The organism is Kitasatospora sp. NPDC058243, assembly GCF_042882025.1.
GTDB lineage: Bacteria > Actinomycetota > Actinomycetes > Streptomycetales > Streptomycetaceae > Kitasatospora.
This window is the reverse complement of record NZ_JBHVWW010000026.1, coordinates 1-19,966: the sequence shown is the minus strand read 5'-3', so window position 1 is coordinate 19,966 and position 19,966 is coordinate 1. Positions and strand designations below refer to the sequence as shown.

At 75.3% G+C, this 19,966-nt stretch carries 19 protein-coding genes and 3 pseudogenes; 16 read left to right on the top strand and 6 right to left on the bottom strand.

The window, feature by feature from the left end; genetic code table 11:
- The 10 genes and pseudogenes from ACFVX9_RS18835 to ACFVX9_RS18790 all read left to right on the top strand — a co-directional run.
- Positions 1–361: pseudogene (locus tag ACFVX9_RS18835) on the top strand (serine/threonine protein kinase); the annotation flags it as partial.
- Positions 358–2,061, top strand: a complete 1,704-nt coding sequence (locus ACFVX9_RS18830; protein ID WP_387982584.1) for a serine/threonine-protein kinase — start codon at positions 358–360, stop codon at positions 2,059–2,061. The pseudogene ACFVX9_RS18835 and the gene ACFVX9_RS18830, both read left to right, overlap by 4 nt.
- Before the next feature lie 91 nt (positions 2,062–2,152).
- Positions 2,153–3,253, top strand: coding sequence for a calcium:proton antiporter (locus tag ACFVX9_RS18825; RefSeq protein ID WP_063351661.1), 1,101 nt, complete (start codon positions 2,153–2,155; stop codon positions 3,251–3,253).
- A 377-nt stretch (positions 3,254–3,630) separates the two neighbouring features.
- On the top strand, positions 3,631–4,953 hold the full coding sequence (locus ACFVX9_RS18820) for a geranylgeranyl reductase family protein (protein ID WP_063350605.1): 1,323 nt from the start codon (positions 3,631–3,633) through the stop codon (positions 4,951–4,953).
- Positions 4,954–5,173: 220 nt separating this feature from the next.
- Positions 5,174–5,872, top strand: coding sequence for a TNT domain-containing protein (locus tag ACFVX9_RS18815; protein ID WP_380377051.1), 699 nt, complete (start codon positions 5,174–5,176; stop codon positions 5,870–5,872).
- A gap of 136 nt (positions 5,873–6,008) precedes the next feature.
- Positions 6,009–6,608, top strand: coding sequence for a GNAT family N-acetyltransferase (locus ACFVX9_RS18810; RefSeq protein WP_380377050.1), 600 nt, complete (start codon positions 6,009–6,011; stop codon positions 6,606–6,608).
- 140 nt (positions 6,609–6,748) lie between these two features.
- A complete protein-coding gene (locus ACFVX9_RS18805) occupies positions 6,749–7,216 on the top strand; it encodes an HAD family hydrolase (RefSeq protein ID WP_387982581.1) in 468 nt (155 codons plus the stop codon).
- A gap of 66 nt (positions 7,217–7,282) precedes the next feature.
- Positions 7,283–7,720: a hypothetical protein gene (locus ACFVX9_RS18800; protein ID WP_387982579.1), complete on the top strand. Its 438-nt coding sequence runs from the start codon at positions 7,283–7,285 to the stop codon at positions 7,718–7,720.
- Complete coding sequence (locus ACFVX9_RS18795) at positions 7,717–8,025, top strand: PRC-barrel domain containing protein (protein ID WP_387982577.1); 309 nt, start codon at positions 7,717–7,719, stop codon at positions 8,023–8,025. The genes ACFVX9_RS18800 and ACFVX9_RS18795 overlap by 4 nt, the downstream gene beginning before the upstream one ends.
- A 3-nt stretch (positions 8,026–8,028) precedes the next feature.
- The gene (locus ACFVX9_RS18790) at positions 8,029–8,613 is read left to right on the top strand and encodes a type 1 glutamine amidotransferase domain-containing protein (protein ID WP_380377041.1); all 585 of its coding nucleotides are present in this window, start codon (positions 8,029–8,031) and stop codon (positions 8,611–8,613) included.
- A gap of 60 nt (positions 8,614–8,673) precedes the next feature.
- Here ACFVX9_RS18790 and ACFVX9_RS18785 read toward each other — a convergent pair whose 3' ends face one another.
- From ACFVX9_RS18785 to ACFVX9_RS18770, 4 genes and pseudogenes are all read right to left on the bottom strand, one after another.
- Positions 8,674–9,528 carry a DNA ligase gene (locus ACFVX9_RS18785; protein ID WP_380377090.1) on the bottom strand — a complete coding sequence of 285 codons (855 nt, stop codon included), beginning with the start codon at positions 9,526–9,528 and terminating at the stop codon, positions 8,674–8,676.
- A gap of 90 nt (positions 9,529–9,618) precedes the next feature.
- Positions 9,619–10,497: pseudogene (gene ligD / locus ACFVX9_RS18780) on the bottom strand (non-homologous end-joining DNA ligase); the annotation flags it as partial.
- Between the two features lie 101 nt (positions 10,498–10,598).
- Complete coding sequence (locus ACFVX9_RS18775; protein ID WP_363377462.1) at positions 10,599–11,030, bottom strand: VOC family protein; 432 nt, start codon at positions 11,028–11,030, stop codon at positions 10,599–10,601.
- A gap of 29 nt (positions 11,031–11,059) precedes the next feature.
- Complete coding sequence (locus tag ACFVX9_RS18770) at positions 11,060–11,998, bottom strand: helix-turn-helix domain-containing protein (RefSeq protein WP_387982574.1); 939 nt, start codon at positions 11,996–11,998, stop codon at positions 11,060–11,062.
- A gap of 173 nt (positions 11,999–12,171) precedes the next feature.
- Here ACFVX9_RS18770 and ACFVX9_RS18765 point away from each other — a divergent pair, with 173 nt between their 5' ends.
- A complete protein-coding gene (locus ACFVX9_RS18765) occupies positions 12,172–12,762 on the top strand; it encodes a pyridoxamine 5'-phosphate oxidase family protein (protein ID WP_380377034.1) in 591 nt (196 codons plus the stop codon).
- Between the two features lie 24 nt (positions 12,763–12,786).
- On the opposite strand, the gene ACFVX9_RS18760 is transcribed toward ACFVX9_RS18765, so the two are convergent.
- Both ACFVX9_RS18760 and ACFVX9_RS18755 read right to left on the bottom strand, forming a co-directional pair.
- A complete protein-coding gene (locus tag ACFVX9_RS18760; RefSeq protein ID WP_363377459.1) occupies positions 12,787–13,143 on the bottom strand; it encodes a hypothetical protein in 357 nt (118 codons plus the stop codon).
- A gap of 288 nt (positions 13,144–13,431) precedes the next feature.
- Positions 13,432–13,827: a transglycosylase family protein gene (locus tag ACFVX9_RS18755; RefSeq protein ID WP_063350615.1), complete on the bottom strand. Its 396-nt coding sequence runs from the start codon at positions 13,825–13,827 to the stop codon at positions 13,432–13,434.
- Between the two features lie 474 nt (positions 13,828–14,301).
- Between ACFVX9_RS18755 and ACFVX9_RS18750 the strand changes: the two genes are divergently transcribed.
- The 5 genes and pseudogenes from ACFVX9_RS18750 to ACFVX9_RS18730 form a co-directional block, all read left to right on the top strand.
- Positions 14,302–14,823, top strand: coding sequence for a universal stress protein (locus ACFVX9_RS18750; protein WP_363377458.1), 522 nt, complete (start codon positions 14,302–14,304; stop codon positions 14,821–14,823).
- Positions 14,824–14,878: 55 nt separating this feature from the next.
- The gene (locus tag ACFVX9_RS18745) at positions 14,879–16,333 is read left to right on the top strand and encodes a PLP-dependent aminotransferase family protein (RefSeq protein ID WP_387982571.1); all 1,455 of its coding nucleotides are present in this window, start codon (positions 14,879–14,881) and stop codon (positions 16,331–16,333) included.
- Between the two features lie 221 nt (positions 16,334–16,554).
- The gene (locus tag ACFVX9_RS18740; protein WP_063350618.1) at positions 16,555–17,067 is read left to right on the top strand and encodes a hypothetical protein; all 513 of its coding nucleotides are present in this window, start codon (positions 16,555–16,557) and stop codon (positions 17,065–17,067) included.
- 584 nt (positions 17,068–17,651) lie between these two features.
- A complete protein-coding gene (locus ACFVX9_RS18735; RefSeq protein ID WP_380377025.1) occupies positions 17,652–19,061 on the top strand; it encodes a family 2B encapsulin nanocompartment shell protein in 1,410 nt (469 codons plus the stop codon).
- 215 nt (positions 19,062–19,276) lie between these two features.
- Positions 19,277–19,966 (top strand): annotated as a pseudogene (locus ACFVX9_RS18730) (hypothetical protein); the annotation flags it as partial.

Below are 19,966 nucleotides of genomic sequence, written 5' to 3'. Positions count from 1 at the left end.
CGTCGAGGGGGAACTCACCGTCAGCCCGTTCGCCCTCGACCCGACCGCCAAGTACTTCCTGGTGCTGCTCGCGCTCTGCGAGCCCCGGCTGCGCTCGCCCTCCGCCGCCGTCGTCCCCGGCGTGACGGACGTGCTGGCCCGGCTGCGCGCCCTGCCCTCCTGCCACGGGCTGACCCGCTCGGCGGTCAACTACCACATCGACTACCTGGTGTGGACGAAGCTGCGGCTGCGCGAGCCGTACGAGGACGGACCCGGCGGCGGCAAGCGCGAGGAACTCGCGGCCCTGGCACTGAAGTTCGACCTCGTCCGGGAGGAGCACCTGGCCCTGCTCCCGCCCCGGCGCCCGGTCGCCCGACCGTGAGGCCCGCCGGCCAGCCGCCCGACGGGCAGCCGCCCGTAGAACCGGTACCCGTCGAGCCGGTACCCGTCGAGCCGGTACCCGTCGAGCCGGTACCCGTCGAGCCGGTACCCGTCGAGCCGGTACCCGACGAGCCGGTACCCGACGAGCCGGCGTCCGAGCAGCGGGTGCCGGAGAAGGACCAGCCCCTGCCGGAGCGGCAGTTCGAGGTGCCGGCCGGCTACCGGCTCGCGGGCTACCGCACCGGCGCCTACCTCGGGGCCGGTGCCTGGGGCAGCGTGTACGCGGCCGAAGGCCCCGACGGCACCCCGGCCGCCGTCAAACTGCTCAGCCCCGTCCGGCTCAGCCCCGGCCAGCGCCGGACCATGACGGAGGTCGCCCGCAGCGAGATGCGCTTCAGCCGCCGCGCGGACCACCCCCACCTGATCCGCACCCTCGCCGTGACGGTCGTCGACGACCCGGCCCACCCCGGCCTGGACGGCGCCGTCGCCCTGGTGATGGAACGCGCCGCCCGCAGCCTCCAGGACGTCCTCGCCGCCGCCCGCCCCGGCGCCCCGGTGCCCGGTGCCGAACGCGTCCTCGCCGAGGTCTGCGCCGGGCTCACCCACATGCACCGGGGCGGCTGGGTGCACGGGGATCTCAAACCGGCCAACATCCTGCTGATGTCCGACGGCACCGCCAAGATCGCGGACTTCGGCCTCACCGCCGAACTGGAGGGCACCCACGCCTACGCGCCGCCGCTCGGCTCGCCCGACCACGTCCCGCCCGAGTGGTGGTCCGAGCGCACCGGCGCGCGCGGCGTCGCGGTGCGCCCCAGCGCCGACATCTGGGCCTTCGGGGTGATCGCCCACCAGGTGCTCACCGGCGGCCTGCACCCGTTCCTCGGCGCCACCGCCCGGGCCCGCTCGCTGGCCGCCCAGGCGTACGCGCGCGGCGCGGCGCCGCTGCGGCTGGACGAGGCGCTGCCCGGGCCCTGGCGGGCCGTGGTCACCGCCTGCCTGGCCCCCGGGCGGGAGGAGCGGGCCCGCACCGACCTCGCCGCGCTGGTCGCCCGGGCCGTCGCGCGTCCGGCCTGCCGCCGCGGCGCCGCCCTGCGGGCCGCCACCGGCCTGCTGGCCTGCGCCGCCACCGTCCTCGTCCTGACCGGGGCCCCCGAGCCGGAGGCCGCGGAGCAAGGCGCCGCAGTACCCGCCGCGGGGTCGGCCGCCCACCCGGCCGCCCACCCGGCCGCGCCCCCGCTGCCCGGCGCGATCCCGGCCGGCTCCGACGTCCCGGTGGCCTACCGCGGCATGATCGAGGACGCCGCCCGGCGCTGCCCCGAGCCCGAGATCACCCCGGTGCTGCTGGCCGCGATGCTCAAGGCCGAGAGCGGCTTCGACCCGAACGCGGCCCGCCCGGAGACCGGCGAGTACGGCATCGCCATGTGGACGCCCGCCGTCTTCGACGCCTGGGCGAAGGCCGCGGCCCACGACGGCCCCAAGTCCTACCTGGACCCGGGCGACGCGATCGCCGCGATGGGCAACTACGTCTGCTGGCTGGACCAGCAGCTCAAGCACCGGGGCTTCACCCGCGACCTGCCGGCCCTGGTCACCGCCGCCTACCGGACCAGCGACAAGACGGTGGCGGCCGCCGAAGGTGTCCCGGAACGGGTCCGCCCGCACGTCGACAAGGTGCTCCGGTACCTAGCCGACTACGGCGGGTGAGCGGGCAAAACGGGATGAGTTGTACCACATCCCTACGTATCCCGGCGCGGTCAGCCGGGTGGGCGGGCCCCGGTCTGGGATGCTCGGCGGCATGATCACGAAGCTCCGCGCGGCCACCGCGCAATGGACCGTCGTCGTTCCGGTGGTGTCGTTCGTCGTCCTCGCCCTGACCTGGCACCGGGACCTGCCCGGTTGGGTGGTGGGCGTCGTCGCCTGCTTCCTGGCCGGCGCCGTGCTCGCCGCCGTGCACCATGCCGAGGTGATCGCACACCGGGTCGGGGAACCCTTCGGATCGCTCGTGCTCGCGGTGGCGGTCACCGTGATCGAGGTCGCGCTGATCGTGACGCTGATGGCCGACGGCGGCTCCAAGTCCGCCACCCTGGCCCGGGACACCGTGTTCGCCGCCGTGATGATCACCTGCAACGGCATCCTCGGCCTGTCCATCCTGGTCGCCGCGATCAAGTACCGGACCGCCGTCTTCAACGCCGAGGGCACCGGCGCCGCGCTCGCCTGCATCGGCACCCTCGCCACCCTCAGCCTGGTGCTGCCGACCTTCACCACCAGCTCCCCGGGCCCGCAGTTCTCCACCACCCAGCTGGTCTTCGCGGCCACCGCCTCGATCGTGCTGTACGGGCTGTTCGTGACCACCCTGACCTTCCGGCACCGGGACTACTTCCTGCCGGTCACCCCCGAGGGCCGGGTGCTCGACGAGGAGGACCACGCCGCGCCGCCGACTGCCAAGGCCGCCTGGATCAGCCTGCTGCTGCTCGGCGTGGCCCTGGTCTCCGTGGTCGGTCTCGCCAAGGGCGTCTCGCCGACCATCGAGCACGCCGTGGACGACGCCGGACTGCCGCACTCCGTCGTCGGCGTCGTGATCGCCCTGCTCGTCCTGCTGCCGGAGACCATCGCGGCGCTGCGCGCGGCCCTGCGCAACCGGGTGCAGACCAGCCTCAACCTGGCCCTCGGCTCGGCGCTCGCCAGCATCGGCCTGACCATCCCGGCCGTCGCGATCGCCTCCTCCTGGCTCTCCGGCCCGCTCGTCCTCGGCCTCGGCCCGGCGCACATGGTGCTGCTGACCCTGACCATCGTGCTCGGCACCCTGACGGTCATCCCGCGCCGGGCCACCCCGCTCCAGGGCGCCGTGCACCTCGCCGTGCTGGCCGCCTACGTGGTGCTGGCGCTCAACCCCTGACGCCGCCGCAGCAGTTCCCCAGAGCCCCTGCCTCCGACACCGCCGTCGGAGGCAGGGGCTCCGTGGTCTCCCGGGGGAGCGTGCCGGACGGCGGCCCGCCGACGGGCCGGGCGCCGTGTCCGGCGCGGTGGTCAACGGCGGGCTCCGAACCGGCGGGTGACCGCGCGCCCGCCCCGGTGGCCGGTATTGACCGGTCATCGGGGCGGGCCCGCGTGTCGGGGCGGCGGGCGGGTGCCGTGGTTCTCTATCGTCCGTCTCGGACCGCCGAGTCCGGCCGTGTCCGAATGGCCCCGTCCGAATGACCCTGTCCGAGTCCGTCCGGGGCCCCCTGCGGCCCCGTCGGGCCCGCAGCCGATCCGACCCCGTGGGAGTGCGTGATGCCCGGCCCAGAGCAGCAGGTGCCCGCAGACGGCGGCCGGGCCCCCCGGCCCGCCCGGACCGAGGAGGACGCCGACGTCATCGTGGTCGGCGCCGGCCCGGCCGGCTCCACCGCCGCCTACCACCTCGCCCGCACCGGCCTGGACGTCCTGCTGCTGGAGAAGTCCGCGTTCCCGCGCGAGAAGGTCTGCGGCGACGGCCTCACCCCGCGCGCCGTCAAGCAGTTGACCGACCTCGGCATCGACGTCTCCGAGCAGGCCGGCTGGCTGCACAACCAGGGGCTGCGGCTGATCTCCGGCCGGCGCGCGCTGGAGTTCGACTGGCCCGAGCTGTCCGCCTACCCCGGCCACGGACTCGTCCGCCGGCGCGCCGACTTCGACGAACTGCTCGCCCGCCGGGCCGCCTCGGCCGGCGCCCGGCTGATCGAACGGGCCAACGTGGCAGGCCCGTTGGTGGACGAGCGGAGCGGCCGGATCACCGGCGTCACCGCGAAGCTCGGCGACGAGCGCCGGCCCGTCAGCTACCAGGCGCCGGTCGTGGTTGCCGCCGACGGCAACTCCACCCGCCTCTCCGTCGCGATGAAGCGCTACCGCCGCACCGACCGCGCCATGGGCGTCGCCTACCGCACCTACTTCACCACCCCCCGCCACCAGGACCGCTACCTGGAGGCCTGGCTCGACCTGCGCGACCCGGGCGACCCCGCCCGCCGCCTGCTGCCCGGCTACGCCTGGGTGTTCGGCATGGGCGACGGCACCGCCAACGTCGGCCTCGGCGTCCTCGACACCGCCCACGTCGACCTCGACTGGCGCGACCTGCTCCGCCGCTGGTGCGACAGCCTGCCGCCCGCGTACGGCTACACCCCCGACGCCGTCACCGAGCCCGTCCGCGGCTCCGCCCTCCCGATGGGCCTCAACCGCCAACCCCACTACGCCGACGGCCTGTTGCTCATCGGTGACGCCGGCGGCACGGTCAGCCCCGGTACCGGCGAAGGCATCGCCTACGCGATGGAATCCGGCCGCTACGCCGCCGAGACCATCGTCCAGGCCCTCGCCCGGCGCACCGACCGCGGCCGCGAACTGGCCCTGCGCGCCTACCCGCAGGCGCTGCGCTCCGCCTACGCCGGCTACTTCGCGCTCGGCCGCCTCGCCGCCGACCTGCTCGGCCGGCCCAGGCTGCTCGGCGCGGCCGGCGCCGCCGGGCTCGGCCACCCGGCGTTGCTGAAGGTGGCGTTCCGGCTCATGGTCAACCTCACCGAGCCCAACTCCAACGACGCCCTCGACCGGCTGCTCCACCTGATCGGGCGGGTCGCGCCGGGGCGCTGACGGGCGGTTGTGCGGCGCGCCGGGGTCGGTGCCGGACCGCTCAGTCTTTCGGGTGAACCGGTCCGGCGTCCCGGGGTTGGCCGGAACCGGGGAATTCGGTGCGCCTTCGGCCTAGTCGTGTTGACGGATGATCAGCTGATCCGCTTGCCTGGTGCCGAAACGGACACGGAGGGTGAGCAGGACGCCCCCTCCGTGCGACCCCCCTCACGACGGAGACACCGTGCGCCTTCGCCTTCGCCTGCTCGTCGCGCCACTCGCCGCAGCCGCCGCCCTGATCGCCCCGAGCATCCCGGCCGCCGCGGCCGACACCTCCACCGCGGGCACCTCCACTGCGGGCACCTCCGCCCGGGCCGCCACGCCCCCCGACGAGTGCTCCGCCGACTTCTACCAGGGTGACAAGCGGCTCGGCCCCGCCGACCTGCCCACCACCGGCCGGGTCGGCCGGGAACTCGTCGGCTACCAGCGCACCGGCTCCCTGAGCGAGCAGCAGTTCCTCACCACCTACTACGACCCGGCCGGCAACAACGGCGCCGGCGGCTGGATCTACCCGCCGTCCGACGGCTACGTCACCCTGCCCGACGGCACCCCGGTCGAGTTCGATCTCACGCTCTACCCGAACCAGAACATCGACCGCTACGGCAGCGAGTACGGCGCCTTCCTCGCCCCCGAGGGGCTGCCCTACTCCACCCGCTCCATCCCGCCGCAGAGCCTCGACGGCACCCCGCCGGCGGGCTGCAACTACCACGACTACAAGGTGGTCAAGCCCTTCAAGGTGCACGCCGGCCCGATCGCCCCGTGGTTCGGCCAGCCCGGCTGGGGCCTGCAGTACCAGCTCGACGCGGCCCTGGTGCCCGGCGGCCCGGCCAAGCTGAACGTGCTCTGGCTGGTCGACAACGGGTACCTGTCCCGGATCGTCTGACCCGGCCCTCCGGACGGCGCACGGCGGGCCCGCCGTGCGCCGTCCCGCTCACCGGACGTCACCGGGCGGCGGGAGCGGATCCCGGGCCGGGAAAATTCGCTGGCGGGCACCGGAGCGGGCGGGATAGGAAGGCCGGATGAGCACCACCGATACCTCCGCCGAGCGGCGCGTCCTGCGGCCCGCCACCCTCGACCTGGGCGACTTCGCGCTGCGCCCCTGGGGCAGGGCCCTCGACGTGCCCGGCGGCACCGTCCCCGCCCTGATGGCGGCCGCGGCCGACCCGGAGATCGCCCGCTGGAACCCGCTGCGGATCGCCGACCCGGCCGGCGCCGAGGCCTACCTCGACCGCTGCGACACCGGCTGGGCCGAGGGGCGCGCGGCCGCCTTCGCGATCACCGACGCCCTCGACGGGACCCTCCACGGCAACGCCTTCCTGGGCTGGACCAACCAGTCGGACGGCATCGCCACGGTCGGCTACTGGCTGCTCCCCACCGCCCGCGGCCGGGGCATCGCCACCCGCGCCGCCACCGCCGTCACCCGCTGGGCCGTCGCCACCGCCGGCGCCCGCCGCATCGAGCTCTGGCACGGAGTCGGCAACGAGGCCTCCTGCCGCGTCGCCGTCCGCGGCGGCTTCCGCCACGAGGGCACCACCCGGGCCTCCTACCGCTACGGCGACGGCGACTACGTCGACGAACACCTCCACGCCCGCCTCGCCACCGACCCGGACGCCGGGTAGCCGGGTTCGCCGACCGGCCGCCGAGCGGGTCTTCCGGGTGCCGGGAAACCGGTGGGCCGCAGGCTGCGCGCACGGCGGGGGAGCGGCCTAACCTGGAAGGGCGCGTACGGTGCGTGGCCCGGGAAGGGAAACGGTCGGCCATGACGGTGATCTCGGCGGCTCTCTTCGGTACCGATTGGCGCCCTGCGCCGGCCGGCTCCGCCGAACTGCTGCGCGAGTGCGCCGCCCGGGGCTGGACGGTCGTGCTGACCGGGCCCGGGCCCGGCGGGGCACCGGCCCTGACCGTGACCGCCCCCGGGCGTGACCCGGTGCGGGCCGCGCTGGAACTGGTCGGCGGCACGGCGTCGCACGCCGTGGCGGTGGCAGGCAGCGTGCGCGAGGTGCTGGCGGCGCGGCGGGCCGGGGTGCCGTGCGTCGCCCTGGCGGCCGGTGCGGACGCCGGCCCCGAGCTGCGGGCGGCGGGCGCGGTCGAGGTCCACCGCGACGCCGACGCCCTGCTGCGCGTCCTGGACGACAGCCTGCTGGCCCGTCCCCGGGCCTTCGGCCCCGTGGGCGCCGCCGCCGGCGCCGCACCACACGCCGTAACCGGCGGCCCCCTGAGCGGTTAGCGCCTGCCCGTACCGGGCAACCGCCCGGGTGCGAGCACGTCACCGGAAGTGTCGGAGGTGACCGAGATGGACGGACCCGCGTTGAGCGGATGGGAGCGACGGCTCCTTGAGGAGATCGAGTCCGATCTGCGCCAGGACACGCGCCTCGACCGGAAGTTGAGCACGATGGGCGCCAAGCCGCCGAGCCGGGCCCGGCGCGTGCTGCGCGGCGTCGGGCGCCGCCTGTCCGCCGGGGTGGTGCTGACCGCCCTGGTGATGTCCGCGATCTGCCTCAGCATCGGCGTGCGGACCCCGACCACCGCGGTGCTGACCGCCCTCGGGCTGGTGTGGGCGGCCTCGGTGGCGGCGGCGATCGCCACCTCGGCGCTGCTGCGCCGCCGGGCCGCGGGCCGGGGCGAGGGCCGGGACCGGACTGCGGGCCGGGACCGGGGCGAACGCCGGGCCGCACCCCCCGACCGGGACGAGCGCCGCGAACGCCGCCCCTGGGACCAACCGGAGGCATGATGACCACCGACCTGTGGGAGTACCGTCCGGGCCCCCACCACGCCGCCGACCTGAGCCTGACCGGGTACGAGGTGCAGGCGACCGACGGCCCGCTCGGCCGGGTCGAACAGGACACCGGGGACCACCTGCTGATCGACGCCGGGCCCTGGGTGGCGGGCACCCGGCTGTCCGTCCCGGTCGGCCTGGTGTCGCGGATCGACCACCTCGAACTGACCGTCCACCTGGACTGCCCGCGCGCCCGGCTCAGCCCCACCCCGCCCGCCGCCGTCCATCTGGGTTCTGCCTGCGACCCGCACCGGCGCTGAGCCATGGGCTGGCCGTCCACCACGCTCACCGGCCGGACGATCGCCTTCCTGGTCGCGCCGTACGGGGCGGAGCAGGTCGAGCTGACCTCGCCGTGGCAGGCGGTGGCCGAGTCCGGCGGCACCCCGCGGTTGCTGTCCACCGGGCCCGGCCGCGTCCAGGCCGTCCGGCATCGAGCCCCGGGCGACACCTTCGCCGTCGACGTCCTCGTCGCCGAGGCGCGGCCGTCCGCCTTCGACGGCCTGGTCCTGCCCGGCGGCGTCGCGAGCCCCGACGCGCTGCGGCTGGACGAGGCCGCGGTGGTCTTCGTCCGCGCCTACTGCGCCTCCGGCCGCCCGGTCGCCGCGATCTGCCACGCCGCCTGGACCCTGATCGAGGCCGACGCCGTCCGCGGCCGCACCCTCACCTCCTGGCCGAGCCTGCGGACCGACCTGCGCAACGCCGGCGCCCACTGGGTGGACGAGGAGGTGCACGTCTGCCGCGCCGGCCCCGGTCCCCTCGTCACCAGCCGCCGACCCGCCGACCTGCCGGTCTTCAACGACACCCTGGTCACCGAGTTCGTCCACGCGGCGAAGCGGCGGAAGGGGTGAACCCGACTCCTGCTACGGGGAGCTCCGGGTCAGCCGAGGCCCGAGGTGCACCGGGGGCGGTCAGTCGCCGCGCAGCCGGACGAAGGCGGCGGCGGGCGGGCGGCCGGTGAGGGTCAGTTCGGCGCGCAGTGGGCCGGTGAGGGGGTGGACCGGGCCGTGCTCGGGGTCGGTGACGGGCGGGCCGGCGAGGGGAGCGGCGGCCTCGGCGACCTCGCGGGCCTGGACCGGGGTGAGCCGGGGGGTGCTGAGGAGCACCCGGCCGTCGTCGAGTTCGAGGACGAGGGCGTGCGGACGGGAGGCCGGACCGGTGAAGGCGCGGACGGTGGCGTCGAGGGTGTCGCTGCGGCGGTACTTGACCCAGGCGCGGCCGGCGCCGCGCGGGCGGTAGGGGGAGCCGGCGGCCTTGCAGACCAGGCCCTCGACGCCGGTGTCGGCGAGGCGGGTCATCCAGTCCAGCGCCTCCGCCCGGTCGGTGGTGGCCAGGACCGGCTGGATCGGCGGCGGGACGTCGGCCAGGGCGGCGAGCAGCAGCCGGCGGCGGTCGGTGAGCGGCAGCCGGCGCAGGTCGCGGCCCGGCAGGGCGAGCAGGTCGAAGGCGATCAGGCCGAGGACGACGTCCGGGGCGGCGGCCCGGGCCCGGCGGGTGCGCAGCAGTTCCCCGAAGGCGAACCGGCCGGCCCGCCAGGCGACGAGTTCGGCGTCCAGCACCAGCCCTTCGGGCAGCCGGGCGACGGCGGCGGCGATCGGTGGGAACTCGGGGGCGAGGTCGCGGCCGGTGCGGGACTGCAGGACGGGCGGGCGGGCGCCGCGGGCGAAGGCGACGCAGCGGAAGCCGTCCAGCTTCAGCTCGTACTGCACGCCCGCGCCGCCCAGGCCGTCGGCGGGCGGGACGGCGGTGACGGCGGCGGGGCGCATCACCTCGACGGGCGGGTGGAGCTCCTGGCGGGGCTGCTCCTGGTGGTGCTGCTCCTGGCGGGTCTGCTCCTGCCGGGTCGCCGGGCCGGCGGGGAGCGGTCGGGCCCGCTCCGGGTCCAGCAGCGGGGCGAACAGGTCGCCGTGGGCGGCGAGGCGCTCCGGCACCTCGGCGAGGGTGAACACCAGGTCGTCCGCCGTGCCGGCGCGCTCCAGCTCGGCCCAGGACAGCGGGGTGGAGACCGTCGGCAGCGGCCGGGCCCGGAGGGTGTACGGCGCGGCGGTGGTCTTCCTGGCGTTGTTCTGCGACCAGTCGACCAGCACCCGGCCGGCCCGCCGGGCCTTCGCCATGGTGTGCACCACCAGCTCCGGGCGGTCGCCCTCCAGGGCGGCGGCGAGCGCCTTCGCGTACGCCGAGACCCGGGCGCTGGGGGTGGGCTCGATCGGGACCAGCAGGTGCAGGCCCTTGGAGCCGGAGGTCTTCACCCAGGCCGCCAGGCCGTCCGCCGCGAGCCGCTCGCGCAGCAGGACGGCGACGGTGCGGCAGGTGAGGACGGACGCGCCCGCGCCGGGGTCGAGGTCCAGGACGAGGCGGTCGGCGAGCCCGGGTGCGGCCGCGTGCCACTGCGGGACGTGCAGTTCCAGACAGCCCAGGTTGGCGGCCCAGAGCAGTGCGGCGCCGTCGTCGAGGACCACCTGGCGCAGGCCACCGCCGCTGCTCGGCACCTCGACGGTGCGCACCCAGCGCGGGGTGCCGGCCGGCGGGTTCTTGGCGATGAACACCTCGGCCTCCACGCCGTCCGGGCAGCGCAGGAAGGAGACCGGGCGGTCGCGCAGGTGGGGCAGCAGGGCGCCGTGCACGGCGGCGTAGTAGCGCAGCACCTCGCCCTTGAGGGTGCCGGTGCGCGGGTAGTACACCTTGTCGAGGTGGGAGAGCGCGAGGGTGCGCCCGTCCACCGTGAGCTGCGGCATGGGTGCTCTCCGGAGCCTGGGCGGGCCTGTGGGTGGCCCCCGCAGCCAGTCTGCCCGGGCGGCGGCGGGGGCGCAGCCGGTCCACCGGCGTCGGCGGCCGCTCAGCCCCGCGCGGGGGCGGCGGGCCGTGGCGCACCGGGGTAGGTGCCGAAGTACCACTGGTTGCCCTCCGGGTCGGCGGCGGCGAAGTCGCGCGAGCCGTAGTCCGTCTCGGTGAGCGCGGTGGTGATCCGGGCCCCGGCGGCGACGGCGCGGTCGTGCACGGCGTCCGGGTCCGCGGTGACCACGTACGCGGTGAAACCGCCCGGCCGGCCCGGGCAGGGCGCGCCGCCCTCGGGCGTCTCCCGGTCGGAGCCGAGCATCACGCCGCCGCCCTCCGGCCAGGCCAGTTCGGCGTGGGCGACGAACCCGCCCTCACCGTAGGCGACGACCTCCTGGAAGCCGAAGGCGTCGACCAGGAAGCGGATCAGGGCCCGGGCGTCGGTGGCGCGCAGGCTGGGCCAGACCTGCGGGGCGGGGGCGGTGCCGTCCATGGCTGTCTCCTCGGGGGCTCGGGTGTTGCTTACGCCTCCCACTCTGCGGCCGCCGCAGCCGCCCCGCCTTGGACGTTTCGGAACTTCGCCTCCTCCGGCCCCTCCGCCGCCAGCCACACGCTCGGCGCCGCCCCGGCCAGGGCGCGGAACTCCCGGGCCAGGTGCGCCTGGTCGAAGTACCCGCAGCGGACGGCCAGGTCGCCGAGCCGGGGCGGCGGCGAGACGGCCAGCAGATGGCGGGCCCGGTCGAAGCGGATCACCCGGGCGGCGGCCTTCGGCGTCAGACCGGTCTCCCGGCGGAACCGCTCCTGGAGGTGCCGGGCGCTCCAGCCGGTCTCCCGGGCCAGCGCCGCCACCGGCAGGGCGCCGTTGCTGCGCCGCAGCGCCCGCCAGGCCCAGCCGACCTCCGGCGGCACCAGCCCGGACGGACGGGCGGCCCGCAGCAGCGTCCCGTCCAGCGCGGCGAAGCGCTCGGACCAGGTGCGCGCGGACTGCAACTGCTCCTGGAGGCGCGGGCCGAGCCGCCCCAGCACCTCCTCCGCCGGGAGGTCGATCCCGGCCAACTCGCCGGCGGGCAGCCCGAACAGCGCCCGGGCGGCCAGCGGGTGCACGGCGATCTGCACGCCGGACTGCCGGCCGTCGTGGGTGATCAGCGCCGGGCCGGTGTGCAGGCCGCCGAGCAGCGTCGGGTAGCTGCCGGGCGGCTGCGCCGGGTCGGGGTGCCCGGCGATCACCAGCGGCTCGTCCAGGGTGAGGATGAACGTCAGGTACGGGGACGGCAGGCCGCGGTGCAGGGCGGGCGGGATGCCGCGCTGTCGGTACCCGGAGTACCAGGCCACGTACGGGCGCAGCGCGGGCGCGGGCCGGGCGCGGACGGCTTCGTCGATCAGGCCGGCGTCGGTGTCTGCGGCCGGGTCTGCGGCCTCGTCGGCTGCGGCTGCGGACGTCTCGGGGGCTTCCGTCGTCACGTTCCCAGTATCGGCGGCCGGTGGGGCGCGTGCCGCAGCGGAGCGGGCGTCCTGGACAAATGCGCACCGGGGCCGCCGAGTTCGGCCGTCCTGCGGGTGCCCCCGGTGGAGCGGCCGTCCCGTTCAGTGGATCATGCTTTTTTGTCGGGCGAGATGCGCGCACACTGATGGGCATGGGAAAGCAGTACGAGAGCATCAACGGCAGGCTGCGGGCGTTCATCGAACGGCAGCCCGTCTACTTCGTCGCGACCGCGCCCGTCTCGACCGACGGGCACGTCAACGTCTCGCCCAAGGGCCGCTCCGGCACGCTCGTGGTGATCGACGAACTCACCCTCGCCTACCTGGACTTCGGCGGATCCACCGCCGAGACGATCGCCCACCTGCGGGAGAACGGCCGGATCACGCTGATGTGGTGCGCCTTCGACGGCCCGCCGACCGTGGTGCGGGTGCACGGCCGGGGCGAGCCGGTGTTCCGCGACGACCCGCGCTTCGCCGGGCTGTTGGGCCGCTTCGACCCGGCCGTCGACGGCTCGGGGCTGCGGGCGATCGTGTTGGTGCGGGCCGAACGTGTCAGCGACTCCTGCGGGTTCGCCGTCCCGCTGATGGACTACCGCGCCGACCGCGAGCTGCACGCGCAGTACTTCGGCCGCAAGGACGAGGAGGAGTTCAACACCTACTGCGAGGGCAAGCAGTACGTCGGCACCAGCATCGACGGCCTCCCTGCTCTCCCGCTGCCGCTCCCGCCCCGGCCGGGCACGCCGTAGGGCCTGGGGGCCGTCAGGCCTGCGCTACGGGCAGGGTTCCTCGACGCGCATCGCGGTCAGGCCGATCACCTGCCCGGTCAGCACCTCGCCGGCCGCCGGGCTCTGCCCGCACACCTGCCACTCCCACTGCACCACCACGACCCGCCCCCGCGGATCGGCGTCCCGCACGCTGACCGGGTACCAGAGGGGCAGCAGCGCCCGTGCCGCCAGGACGGTCTGGCCGCGCAGCTCGGGCATCGGCGGGTGGGGCGGGCTGGGTGCGGGGATCGCGTAGCCGGGCCGGTCGTCCGGCGGCAGCGTGCGGCCGGGATCGGTGTGCGGATCGCAGGCGGCCAGCCCGAGCGAGGCCACGAGCACGAGCAGGGTCCAGGTGCGGCGCATGATCCCCCCGGTGGAATTCGCCTACGGTCCCGGCGAGCCGACCGTACCTGCCGTGCGGTGCGCCGGATCGGTTCGTGACCGGCTCGCGGCCGGAACGTCGCCACCTCGGTACGCGCCGGGGCCCGGCCGGGGCCCCCGGGGAAGCTCGCGCACGAGCGGAACGGGCACCGTGCGGCGCTGCGCGGGCGTGTGGTCGGCCGCAGCGGGCGGGAACGCGACGACGCCGCCGCACCCGGGGAGGGTGCGGCGGCGTCGGGGGCCCTGGACAGGCGGGCCGAGGGGTGGGGACTACTTGCCCAGACCGGCCTTGACGGAGCAGATCGGCCAGGCGCCGGGGCCCTGGGCGGCGAGGACCTTCTCGCCGATGGCGATCTGCTGGTCCTTGGTGGCCTGGTGGGCCTGCGGGGCGTACGCGGTGCCGCCGAAGGCGGCCCAGGTGCTGGAGGTGAACTGCAGGCCGCCGAAGAAGCCGTTGCCGGAGTTGACGGCCCAGTTGCCGGTGGCCTCGCAGGAGGCGACCTTGTCCCAGACGGTGGCCGGCGCGGCGGAGGCGCTGGTGGCCGTGACGAGGCCGGCGACCGGCAGGGCGGTGATCGCCCCGGCCATCAGAGCCATCCGGACGCGGTTGCGGCGCTTCGGGGTGGCGGTGGTGGTGGCAGCGGCAGTCTCGTTACGGAAAGTCATGCGGGTCCTTTCGGAGGGGGCTGCGAGCGTGCGGAACCAGGCCCTCGGAAGGCCGTTGGTTTCGGGGGACACGTTGCTCGCCTGGTCCGGCACCGTTCCGGATCCGGGGCGGTGAGGCCGACCGGAGCGGAGTGCTTGGTGCAACGAGTTCGAAGGTACGGGGGCGATTGAGGCGGTTTCAAGGATTTGGAGGTTTAGGCACGTCAGGGGGCTGTTACCGGTCGTAAGGATCAAGGAAATGACATGATTTGGACCGATTTGCCACCATTTGCAAGATCAAACCACCCGGCGAAGTGGCCTGCGTCACGCCGCATGCCCTGTGAGCCCGCCCACATCATCGACAGCGCGTGACGGCCCACCAGCCCCCGGTGTCGAAATCGCCGCACCGCCCGGCGCCCCGGGTGGCCCGCGCCACAACCCTCACCGGGAGGGCCCCCTCCGCTCACGCACGGTGGCGGGCATAGCCTCGGGGCCATGAGCAACGAGAGCGATGCAGAGGACGTGGAGGCCGTCGGCGGCGCCGAGGAGCCCGGGGTGGCAGCGGCCCCCGCGGGCTTCGAACTGGGGACGGACGGGCCCAAGGTGATCCTGGCGGGGCTGGACGGCTCCGACTCCTCCTGGCGCGCCACCGCCTACGCCGCCGGGCTGGCCCGCCGGCAGGGCGCCACCCTCGCGGTCGCCTACGTCCAGCCGATCCTGGGTGCGGCCACCGCCCTGGCCGGGGCGGCGGTGGAGGAGACCACCCAGGAGATCGCGGACGAGCTGCTGTCCGCCCTGCGCGAGGCCGAGCACCACGTGAAGGAGGTGTGGCGGGTGGAATGGCGCTTCCTCACCATGCGCGGCGACCCCTATACGGGGCTGGCCAAGCTCGCGGACGAACTGCGCGCCGACGCCGTCGTGGTCGGCGCCTCCGAGCAGGCCGGGCACCGGGTGATCGGCTCGGTCGCCGTCCGCCTGGTGAAGGCGGGCCGCTGGCCGGTCACCGTGGTGCCGTAGCGCGGGCCGGGCCGCCCGGCAGGGGGCCGGGCGGCGGCGGGTAGGGTGCGTGACCATGACGGAAACGCCGGGCGCGCACCCCACCGGGCCCGCCCACCCGACCGGCAGCGACCTACACATCGACCTCCCCGCCGTCGGGGGCCGCCGTGCCGCGCTGATGGCGGCCCTGCGCGAGGCGATCCGCAGCGGCCGACTCGCCCCCGGCACCCGGTTGCCGCCGTACCGTGCGCTCGCCGCCGACCTCGGGCTGGCCCGCAACACCGCCGCCGAGGCGTACGCCGAACTCGTCGCGGAGGGCTGGCTGACCGCCCGTCAGGGCTCCGGCACCGCCGTCGCCGAGCGCGCCGAGCCCGTCCCGCCGAGCCCGTCCCCTCGGCCCTCCCTGCGGCCGGGGCCCGTCCACGACCTGCGCCAGGGCCAGCCGGACGCCGCGTCCTTCCCGCGCACCGCCTGGCTGGCCGCCGCCCGCCGGGCGCTGACCGCGGCGCCCAACGAGGCCTTCGGGCCCGGCGATCCGCAGGGACGGCCCGAACTGCGCACGGCCCTCGCCGACTACCTGGCCCGCGTCCGCGGAGTGCGCACCGACCCGGACCGGATCGTGGTCTGCTCGGGCTTCGCCCACGCACTGCGGCTGCTGTTCGCCGGCGGGGCGCCCGCCCTGCCGCCCGAGGCGACCGGGCCGCTGGCCGTCGAGGCGTACGGGCTGGGGTTCCACCGCGGGCTGCTGGCCGCCGCCGGGGTCGCCACCGTGCCCCTTCCGGTCGACGAACACGGCGCCCGGCTCGGCGGGTTGGCGCACCGTCAGGACGTCCGGACGGCCCTGCTCACCCCCGCCCACCAGTTCCCGACCGGCGGACCGCTGCACGCCGGCCGCCGCGCCGCCGTGGTCGACTGGGCGCGCGGGCGCGGCGGCCTGCTGCTGGAGGACGACTACGACGGCGAGTTCCGCTACGACCGCCAGCCGGTCGGCGCCGTCCAGGGGCTCGACCCCGAGCGGGTGGTCTACCTCGGCTCGGTCAGCAAGAGCCTGTCACCGGCGCTGCGGCTCGGCTGGATGGTGCTGCCGGACCACCTGGTCGACCGGGTGCTCGCCGCCAAGGGCGAACGCGAGGGCTGGGCCAGCGCGTTGGACCAGCTGACCCTCGCCGAGCTGATCGACTCCGGCGGCTACGACCGGCACGTGCGGCGGATGCGCCGCCGCTACCGGGAGCGCCGCGACCAGCTGGTGGCCGCGCTGGCGGCGAGCGCCCCGCACGTCGGGGTCTCCGGCGTCGCGGCCGGCCTGCACGCCGTCCTGCGGTTGGAGCCCGGCACCGAGCACGCGGTGCTCCAGGCCGCCGCCCGCCGGGGCCTGGGCCTGGACGGGCTCGCCGACTTCCGGCACCCGGGGATCGGCCCGGAGGCCATGCCGGTCATGGACGGCCTGGTCGTGGGCTACGCCACGCCGCCCGACCGCGCCTACCCGGCGGCGCTCGCCGCGCTCTGCGACATCCTGCCGCCGCCCGCCTGAACCGGCCGGCCCCGGGGCCGGCCGGACCGGCGCCGGCCGGCCGGGCGACGGGCCTCGGGTGGCCGTCCGGGGCGGCGGGCGAAGCATAGGGCCCCGGGCGGGGGAGTGGGGGCGGAACGCGGCCGGGCTGGTCCACGGTGTCCGCCCCCGACTCGTGCGTCGGTACGGACCGGGGCGGAGCGGGGCAACGGAACCGGTACGGCGCCCTACGCTCCTTGGTCATGCGCAGAACACATTTGAGCCGTGTCGCCCTCGCCGCGTGCCCGGCCCTCGCCGTCGGTCTGCTCCTCTCCGCCACACCCGCCCAGGCCGACACCCCGCTGCCCTTCACGGCCGTCTCCGACCGGCAAACGACCGTCCGGGGCGGCGAGTTCACCCTGACCCTGACGCTCAGCAACCCGTACGACACGCCGATCCAGTTCGTGTACCAGAGCGTTCAGCCGACCTACCAGACCAGTCTGGAGAACGGCCTCAAGTTCGCCGCCACGGCCTGCGGCACCCAGACCAACGGCTGCAGCGACAACGTCCACGGCGGGATCGCGCGGTACAACGTGCCGCTCGCCCCCGGTGCCACCAGCAGCTTCACGGTCACCTACACCGTGGCGCCGGACTCGACCTGCGGCGCGGCGACCAGGATCGACTTCTACTCCTACCTGTACTACGAGTACAAGGGGGGCGAGGCCAAGAACTCCGGCATCGTCGGCATCCCCGGCAGCCAGATCGCCTGCGCCTGACGCATCGCCCGACCGGCGCTGCCCTCGCCGCTTCCCCGTCGCACCCCCACTGCGCATCCCCGATCCCCCGTCAGGTGCCGGCCGCCCCCGTCCCGGCATCTGACGGGCCGTTCGCGTGCCCGGAGCCCGGTGGCGGGCCGGTGCCCATGGTCGGGGCGCAGCTGACCTGCCCCGTTTCGCCGCCCCCGTTGACGATCCGCTCCCGCCGATGTCGTACGGGAGGTACGCCGCCTGTCCGCTTTGTTCGGGCGCGCGGGCGGTCGCGGGCGGGCGTCGGTCGTGTGGGATCCGCGGTGGCGAACGGATGTTCTCGCGACCCGGGGCCCGAGCGGAATGGGACTGCTTCAGATTCACCCTATCGGGGGGTAGTCGGTCTCCGCGCGGGTCCGGCCGGGCGCTGGTGATCTAGGGTTCCCGATGGGCCGCCGGGAGACGGTGGCCGTGATCGCGATGAATCGCCAACACCCCCATCGATACGCGTGTCTGATGATCCGTCATGGCATCAGTCGGGGTGGGCAGGGACGACTCCGTCGCCGTCCGACCCTGACCGCGTGATCCGACCAGATGAATGGAGACCCCTGCCGATGCCCGTGGACACGAGCCCGGAGACAGCGCAGGTCCCGCAGCAGTCCAGCCTCACGACGGCCGCTGCCCGCAACCTTGCCACCACGACCAAGTCCGCACCGCAGATGCAGGAGATCACCTCCCGCTGGCTGCTCAAGGTGCTTCCCTGGGTACAGGCCGCCGGCGGCGCCTACCGTGTCAACCGACGGCTCACCTACACCGTCGGCAACGGTGTGGTCGAGTTCATCAAGACCGGCTCCCAGGTCCGGGTGATCCCCGCCGAACTGGGTGAGCTCGCCCTGCTGCGCGGCTTCGAGGACGAGGAGGTGCTGACCGCCCTCGCCGACCGCTGCGAGCAGCGCGACTTCGGCCCCGGCGAGGTGCTCACCACCCAGGGCGAGGCCGCCGACCGGATCTTCCTGATCGCGCACGGCAAGGTCAACAAGATCGGCACCGGCAAGTACGGCGACGACACCGTGGTCGGCGTGGCCGGCGACGGCGACCGCTTCGGCGACGACGCCCTGCTGAACCCGGACGCCGCCTGGGAGTTCACCGCCACGACCGCCACCGCCGGCGTCGCGCTCACCCTGACCCGCCGCGACTTCGCCGCCATCCGGGACAACTCGCAGAGCCTCCAGGAGCACCTGCTCGGGTTCCTGGCCCTGCCGCAGCAGGCCCAGAACGAGCGCGGCGAGGCCGAGATCGCCATGTCGGCCGGCCACCACGGCGAGTTCGAGCTGCCCGGCGCCTTCGTGGACTACGAGCTCAAGCCCCGCGAGTACGAGCTGAGCGTCGCGCAGACCATCCTCAAGGTCCACACCCGCGTCGCCGACCTGTACAACGAGCCGATGAACCAGGTCGAGCACCAGCTCCGGCTGACCATCGAGGCGCTGCGCGAGCGCCAGGAGCACGAGCTGGTCAACAACCCGGAGTTCGGCCTGCTCAACAACGCCGACTTCGACCAGCGGATCCAGACCCACTCCGGCCCGCCCACCCCGGACGACCTGGACGAGCTGCTCAACCGCCGCCGCGACCCCGACTACCTGCTCGCCCACCCGCGCGCGATCGCCGCGATCGGCCGCGAGTTCAACGCCCGTGGCCTGTACCCCCACCACGTCGACCTCGGCGGGCAGCAGGTGCCGGCCTGGCGCGGGGTGCCGATCCTGCCGTGCAACAAGATCCCGATCACCAAGGAGAACACCAGCTCCATCCTGGTGATCCGTACCGGTGAGGACAACCAGGGCGTCATCGGCCTGCACCAGAACGGCATCCCGGACGAGTACCAGCCGTCGCTGTCCGTCCGCTTCATGGGCATCGACGAGAAGGCGATCATCTCGTACCTGGTCAGCGCCTACTACTCGGCCGCGATCCTGGTGCCGGACGCGGTCGGCGTCCTGGAGAACGTCGAGATCGCGCACCGCCGCCACTGAGGACGGCCGACAAGGGGCCCGGGCCGTAACCGGCCGGCTCGAAGATCGTTTGACCTGATGACGGACGGCCCGCCCCCGGAAGGCGGGCCGTCCGCCTGATCGTGCCTCATCACGTCTGATCGCGTCTGATCACGCCTGCCCGCGTCCTCCTGCGGGCCGGGCGGATCGCCCTGTTCTGATCCCGTCCCTGGCGACCCGAGAGGTGAGTGGAGCCCATGCCGCAGCGCCGGCAGTCCCGACGGATATCGCTGGACGGCGGTGGGGGTGCGGCCTCCGGTCGGCGGACCAGGCTGATCGGCGCCGCGGTCGGCGTGGTCGCGATGTGCGCCCTGGTCGGCGGCGCCTCGGCGTCCGGCACCGAACACCACGGCGGGGAGCAGCCGCACGGCACGACCGTCGACTCGTGTGTCTGCACCGGGACGGACGTGTCGGTGCAGGTCGGGCCGGGCGGGGACGTGAACGTCGGGGTCGACGTGGACGTCCAGGTCGGCGTCACCGTCGCCCCGACGGCCGACGCGCGGCACCAGGGCGCCAGGCCCCCGCACCGGCACCACCCGTGCCGCACGCCGAAGGCCGCGCCCGGACCGGCCTCACCACGACCCTCGGACACCACGGGGTTCCGCCAGCAGCCCGGCCGCCCGGACGACGAGCACGGCGGGGACGGGGGCCATGCCGGGGACGGCGGCCACGGCGGGGACTGGTGGCACGGGGACTGGTGGCACCACCACCATCACCACCCGCACCCCTGCCCGAGCCCGACGGCGACCCCGACGCCGAGCCCCACCCACACGCCCAGCCCCACGCCGACCCCGACGCCGAGCGCTACCCCGACGCCTTCGCCGACGTCGAAGCCCAGTCCGACTCCGGCACCCGTCCCCACGGCGTCGCCAACCCCCGCGCCGACA

What these genes read in the sequence shown, in the direction of transcription:
- ACFVX9_RS18825 (WP_063351661.1), top strand. Translation starts at nt 2,153, where the DNA reads ATGATCACGAAGCTCCGCGCGGCCACCGCGCAATGGACCGTCGTCGTT.
- ACFVX9_RS18820 (WP_063350605.1), top strand. Translation starts at nt 3,631, where the DNA reads ATGCCCGGCCCAGAGCAGCAGGTGCCCGCAGACGGCGGCCGGGCCCCC.
- ACFVX9_RS18810 (WP_380377050.1), top strand. Translation starts at nt 6,009, where the DNA reads ATGAGCACCACCGATACCTCCGCCGAGCGGCGCGTCCTGCGGCCCGCC.
- ACFVX9_RS18805 (WP_387982581.1), top strand. Translation starts at nt 6,749, where the DNA reads ATGACGGTGATCTCGGCGGCTCTCTTCGGTACCGATTGGCGCCCTGCG.
- ACFVX9_RS18800 (WP_387982579.1), top strand. Translation starts at nt 7,283, where the DNA reads ATGGACGGACCCGCGTTGAGCGGATGGGAGCGACGGCTCCTTGAGGAG.
- ACFVX9_RS18795 (WP_387982577.1), top strand. Translation starts at nt 7,717, where the DNA reads ATGATGACCACCGACCTGTGGGAGTACCGTCCGGGCCCCCACCACGCC.
- ACFVX9_RS18790 (WP_380377041.1), top strand. Translation starts at nt 8,029, where the DNA reads ATGGGCTGGCCGTCCACCACGCTCACCGGCCGGACGATCGCCTTCCTG.
- ACFVX9_RS18785 (WP_380377090.1), bottom strand. Translation starts at nt 9,528, where the DNA reads ATGCGCCCCGCCGCCGTCACCGCCGTCCCGCCCGCCGACGGCCTGGGC.
- ACFVX9_RS18775 (WP_363377462.1), bottom strand. Translation starts at nt 11,030, where the DNA reads ATGGACGGCACCGCCCCCGCCCCGCAGGTCTGGCCCAGCCTGCGCGCC.
- ACFVX9_RS18765 (WP_380377034.1), top strand. Translation starts at nt 12,172, where the DNA reads ATGGGAAAGCAGTACGAGAGCATCAACGGCAGGCTGCGGGCGTTCATC.
- ACFVX9_RS18760 (WP_363377459.1), bottom strand. Translation starts at nt 13,143, where the DNA reads ATGCGCCGCACCTGGACCCTGCTCGTGCTCGTGGCCTCGCTCGGGCTG.
- ACFVX9_RS18755 (WP_063350615.1), bottom strand. Translation starts at nt 13,827, where the DNA reads ATGACTTTCCGTAACGAGACTGCCGCTGCCACCACCACCGCCACCCCG.
- ACFVX9_RS18750 (WP_363377458.1), top strand. Translation starts at nt 14,302, where the DNA reads ATGAGCAACGAGAGCGATGCAGAGGACGTGGAGGCCGTCGGCGGCGCC.
- ACFVX9_RS18745 (WP_387982571.1), top strand. Translation starts at nt 14,879, where the DNA reads ATGACGGAAACGCCGGGCGCGCACCCCACCGGGCCCGCCCACCCGACC.
- ACFVX9_RS18740 (WP_063350618.1), top strand. Translation starts at nt 16,555, where the DNA reads ATGCGCAGAACACATTTGAGCCGTGTCGCCCTCGCCGCGTGCCCGGCC.
- ACFVX9_RS18735 (WP_380377025.1), top strand. Translation starts at nt 17,652, where the DNA reads ATGCCCGTGGACACGAGCCCGGAGACAGCGCAGGTCCCGCAGCAGTCC.